Here is a 4,524-nt window from a genome sequence, read left to right as displayed (position 1 = left end):
ACAAGGTTATGAAGTTGTCATCTGCTGAGGATTAAAGTGCGTACTCAACCCAGTTAGGGTTACTCAACAGAGGCCAGTCATCCCCCTATTTCTAGGTTTCGACTGAACGAATCGCACTTTATAGCGGCGTTTTCATCCCTATCCAAAACACATCCACATTTGCACTGATGGGTTCTAGTCGATAAAGATTTTTTGACAGTTTCACCACAGTTTGAACAGTTTTGGCTTGTATAATTCGGTGAGACAGCAATCGTTATCTTGCCGAATTTAACCCCAAAATACTCTATCCATTCCCGAAACTGATACCAGGCCGCATCATTTATCGATTTAGCTAGACAATGATTCTTGACTAAGTTCTTAACTCTTAAATCCTCGTAGGCTATCACATCTAAGAAGCGAACTACGCACCTTGCTAATTTCACAGCAAAGTCTTTACGTTGCCTACTTACTTTAAGGTGAGCTTTAGCTAATCTTTGTCTAGCTTTTTGACGATTTTTACTTCCCTTTTTCTTTTTAGATAATCGCCTTTGAAGTCGTTTTAATCGTTTCTCAGACTTTCTCAAGAATTGAGGATTATCAACCTTGTTGCCATTGTGATCTGTATAGAAAGAAGCCAAACCTACATCTAAACCAATACACTTACCTGATGGTTTAACATCTTCTTTAACGTCACAAGAAAGGACAAATTGACAATAATAACCGTCCGCTCTCCGAATCAACCTAACCCGTTTAATATCGGATTCTTGAAAGTACCCTAAATCCCAAGTTCCTACCAACTTAAGAACACCAATGTTTTTCTTGTCAGTGAACTTAACAGTTTTAGGGCTAAGAAGCTTCCATCCTGATTGTTTGTATTCAACAGAGCGAGATTTTTTAAATTGAGGATACCCCTTTTTGCCTGATACTTTACGTTTACAGTTGTCGTAAAAACGACTAATTGAACTCCAAGCACGTTCAGCACTTGCCTGTCTAGCAGTTGAATTAAGTTCATCGGCAAATTTAAAGTCCTGAGCTAATTCTTTAGAATATCGGTATAAATCGTTCTTACCCGTACCTTTTGTATCCATCCATAACCTTACACATTTGTTACGGATGAATTGAGCAGTACGAATAGCATCGTCTATGGCTTGATACTGTTGAGTTTTAGCTTTAACTTTAAACTCTAAGACAAACATTTTACGCACGGGTTACTTAGATAAAATCAGTATAGCACAATAAAAGTTAAGTTAACAAGCTATAGTTTAAAAAGCCGTCCTAAAAGGACGGGGCTTTAACCCAAAATTTCGGTAAATTTTAGTCAAACATTTGATTTACTTAGTTTCTAATCCTCTTTTTAGGTAGGAGAATTGTCAGAGCCTTTCTCTTGCCTATTGCCTATTGCCTATTGCCTTCAGAAACTGATAACTGATAACTGATTAATTTCCTCGCCAAAAGATAATCGAATTATTGAGAGGTTGGATGGTGGTGCCGGGATAATAGAAAGCGAGAATTTGTTCGGGAGACCAACCCAAACGGGCTAAATTATAGGAACCAAATTGACTTAATCCTACCCCGTGGCCGAAACCGCCACCAATAAAGTTATAACCCTGGATCTGTCGATTGGTATCGTAGATAGGATCGATGTAGAATAGGGTACTGCGAGGCGGTCCAAAAGCGCTACGCACCTCATTTTTATAGAGTTCCAAAATCCCCTTATCGGTTTGAATGGTCATAGTCAGAATCCGACCAGAAGGAGAGCGCTTAGTCACTTCCATCCATTGGATTTTCTGGAAGTGGGCGAGGGGATGTTTTCTGCGTTTTAGATAGGTTTCTAGGTCTTGACTCAAATCAGCTAAAGAAGCTTGTTTTTGCCAGCGAAAAACCCGTCGCCCCGTCTCATTAAAACCATCTTTAAGATTAATAAACTGGCGAAAAGTTGTCTCATTAGCGAGAGATTGTTTCGACAGATCCCAAACTCGATTAGGGGAGTCTACCACTGCCCGGAGATAAGGTCTTTCTTCCCCATCCCACACATCACTAAAGAGGGCAGTTACCCCGCCGGTGGTGGAGGAATAAAGGGCATCCACTAACTCATTTTGGTAGGTTAAAACCAGGCCTCGCGTGGCTGCGATCGCTTGATCAGCCCGGGGATTAGTTCCCGTCAATCCATAATAAACTTGACAATGGGTATCGGCACAGAGTTCGTAATTATCGGCTTGAAAACGGCGGAGATTGCGGAGGGCGTAGGTGCGGGCGATAATAGTTTGCGCCTGGGTGGCACTTTCTGGGGCATCATGACCGATTTCGTGGGGTACAACCCCGCGCAGGTAGGTTTCGAGGGGAACGTTATTAACTAGGGTAAAAGTGCCGTAGGCGTTGGGCTGTAGGCGCATAGTTCCCCCGTACAAACGTACCTGATCGGGGCTATGGGTGACTTGAATCAGGTTTTTTTGGCTCTCGATTTCTAATTCTTTGGGAAAATAGCGCACCCCGTTGATCTGGAAAGAAACTTGCGGCTTTTCTTTGAGTAAAACACTATTAATATAGGGTTGATTGTGGCCTTTGGTTTGCAAACTGGTCAGCAACCAACGTCGCACTAGGGGATTTTCATAAACTTCTCGCTTTGCCCAAACCTGCCAGCGTCCGGGTTGGGTAATTTCCACTTTAATGCCCATTTTTGCCCAATTTTTGGCACTATTTTCGGCGGTTTCAAAGGTGGCGTGGTCGCTTAAAATGACTTTTTCTTGGAGGATGGGAGAAGCGAGGGGACGGGGAATAACTTCTAATTGTAGGCGATTGGTTTGCAGGGTTTGGGATTGGCCATCTTCTCCCACCATGCGGAGGGTGAGATTATCACCACTGGTACTGCTCAGGGTTAATTTTTCCTTGGCTTCATCGCCAAAACGTTGGACAATGCCCACTCTCAGAAGCACATCCTTGGCCATAGCGGCAGGAATTAGGGTTAAACTGAGCAAGATCGCCGCAGTTATAGAACCGATGCTAATTATTGGTTTTTTTTCCTTGATTTTTAGCATAAAGTCAAGTATCTGTTAATAAGTTTTCATAAAAGTTGACGATATTCAGAGATTATAGCAGCAAGCCGTTAGGGGTTAGGAAGTGGGGAAGTGGGGAAGTGGGGAAGTGGGGAGGTGGGGAAATGGGGAAATGGGGAAATGGGGAAGTGGGGAAATGGGGAATTTCAGCTAAAACCCTAAAACCCTAAAACCCTAACACCCTAAAACCCTAACACCCTAACACCCTAACACCCTAACACCCCAACCACCAACAAAGCATCTAACTTCCCCCATCGCTGATAATGCGTAAACGTACCATTTTTTGCCCACCCTCATCCAGTTCTACTTCGATCACTTCACTGGTTAAACTTTCCAAACAGGTTAACATCGATCGCAGATGGGGATTACTTGCTCCCGTATCCACATAAAGGCGATCGGACAAACTACCCAAACGTTTCCAAGTAGTATAAAGTTTAGCCACGGCCTGCTCTAATTGTGTGGCTTGTTTAACCAGATCCGCCGCCGTATTTAGACAATCGACGCGCAAAGCTTCTTCTAGAGCCATTTCAATATCTAAATTACCCCGTCGGAGAGTTTGTACTTGGGCCGCCGCGTCGAGATATTTGGCTAAACTGCGTGCTTCCGAGGTGATTAGTTTTACCGTATCTACATCGGGATTAGCGGCGATTTCTTGACGGAGAGTTTCGATATGAGTATCGGGTAACTTTTCTAATTCTTTGACTAGAGGAGCGAGATGACGCGCCGGTAAACTGCCATCGCCGGCTTTTTCCTTCACCTCATCGGGTAGTAAGTCTGAACTCATCGCCGTCCATTCATCGGCCAATTGCTTCACTTCCCGACGGGTAATTCTCTCCCCTTGTCGGGCCGCATCACTGACTAATTTTTGAATTTCGGGGGCAGATTTGGCCGTTTCTACGAAGGCGCGTTTACTGAACTTATTGATACTATCGGGATCCAGTTGTCCTTCTGCCAGGAGAGTATCGGCACTATTAGCCAATTGAATCAGAGCATAAGCTTGACTTTTAGTGATTTCTCGCTGTTTTAACCAGTTTAAAAAGCCTGTACCGCGACTATCACCGCCTTGCTTCTCCCGGTCGCGAATAGCTCGTAAAATTCGCCCCCGCCAGATTTCCGTTTGCAAATCAAAGCGATCGCAGACTTGCCAAAAAGAATCCAGTTGCTGCTGAAAGTCATGATCTTGGATGGTTTCATCTTCGGGATCCGGCAGTTGAAAGTTAAACTCTAGAGGCGTTTCAAAGGCATCAATGATCGCGGAGGTGTCGGAGGAGAACGTCGCAGCATCAACCATAGGATAGACTCGGCAGTTAATCGGGCATTTTATCTTAACTCGCTCAGGCAACCCCCGACAAGCCGATTAATCGTCAGGTAAAACCCGTTACAGTAGAGCAGGAAGTCGCCTTCCCACCCCCTGCTTCAAAACCGGACTTACGACTTTCGCCGTATCCGGCTCCTGAGTAACTAGGCTACTGTCATTAGTAGAATAATAATG

The 4,524-nt window shown here is 44.2% G+C and carries 3 protein-coding genes; all 3 read right to left on the bottom strand.

The annotated features are described in order from the left end of the window. Positions 1–77 precede the first annotated feature (77 nt). A complete protein-coding gene (locus EWV66_RS04700; protein ID WP_052277512.1) occupies positions 78–1,175 on the bottom strand; it encodes an RNA-guided endonuclease InsQ/TnpB family protein in 1,098 nt (365 codons plus the stop codon). A gap of 240 nt (positions 1,176–1,415) precedes the next feature. Next, complete coding sequence (locus EWV66_RS04695) at positions 1,416–3,014, bottom strand: SpoIID/LytB domain-containing protein (RefSeq protein ID WP_052277511.1); 1,599 nt, start codon at positions 3,012–3,014, stop codon at positions 1,416–1,418. Positions 3,015–3,273: 259 nt separating this feature from the next. Then, a complete protein-coding gene (locus EWV66_RS04690; RefSeq protein ID WP_052277510.1) occupies positions 3,274–4,323 on the bottom strand; it encodes a hypothetical protein in 1,050 nt (349 codons plus the stop codon). Positions 4,324–4,524 lie beyond the last annotated feature (201 nt).

It is taken from the genome of Microcystis sp. M_OC_Ca_00000000_C217Col (genome assembly GCF_007095585.1).
Taxonomy (GTDB): domain Bacteria; phylum Cyanobacteriota; class Cyanobacteriia; order Cyanobacteriales; family Microcystaceae; genus Microcystis; species Microcystis panniformis.
This window is presented reverse-complemented; position numbering and strand designations above follow the sequence as displayed.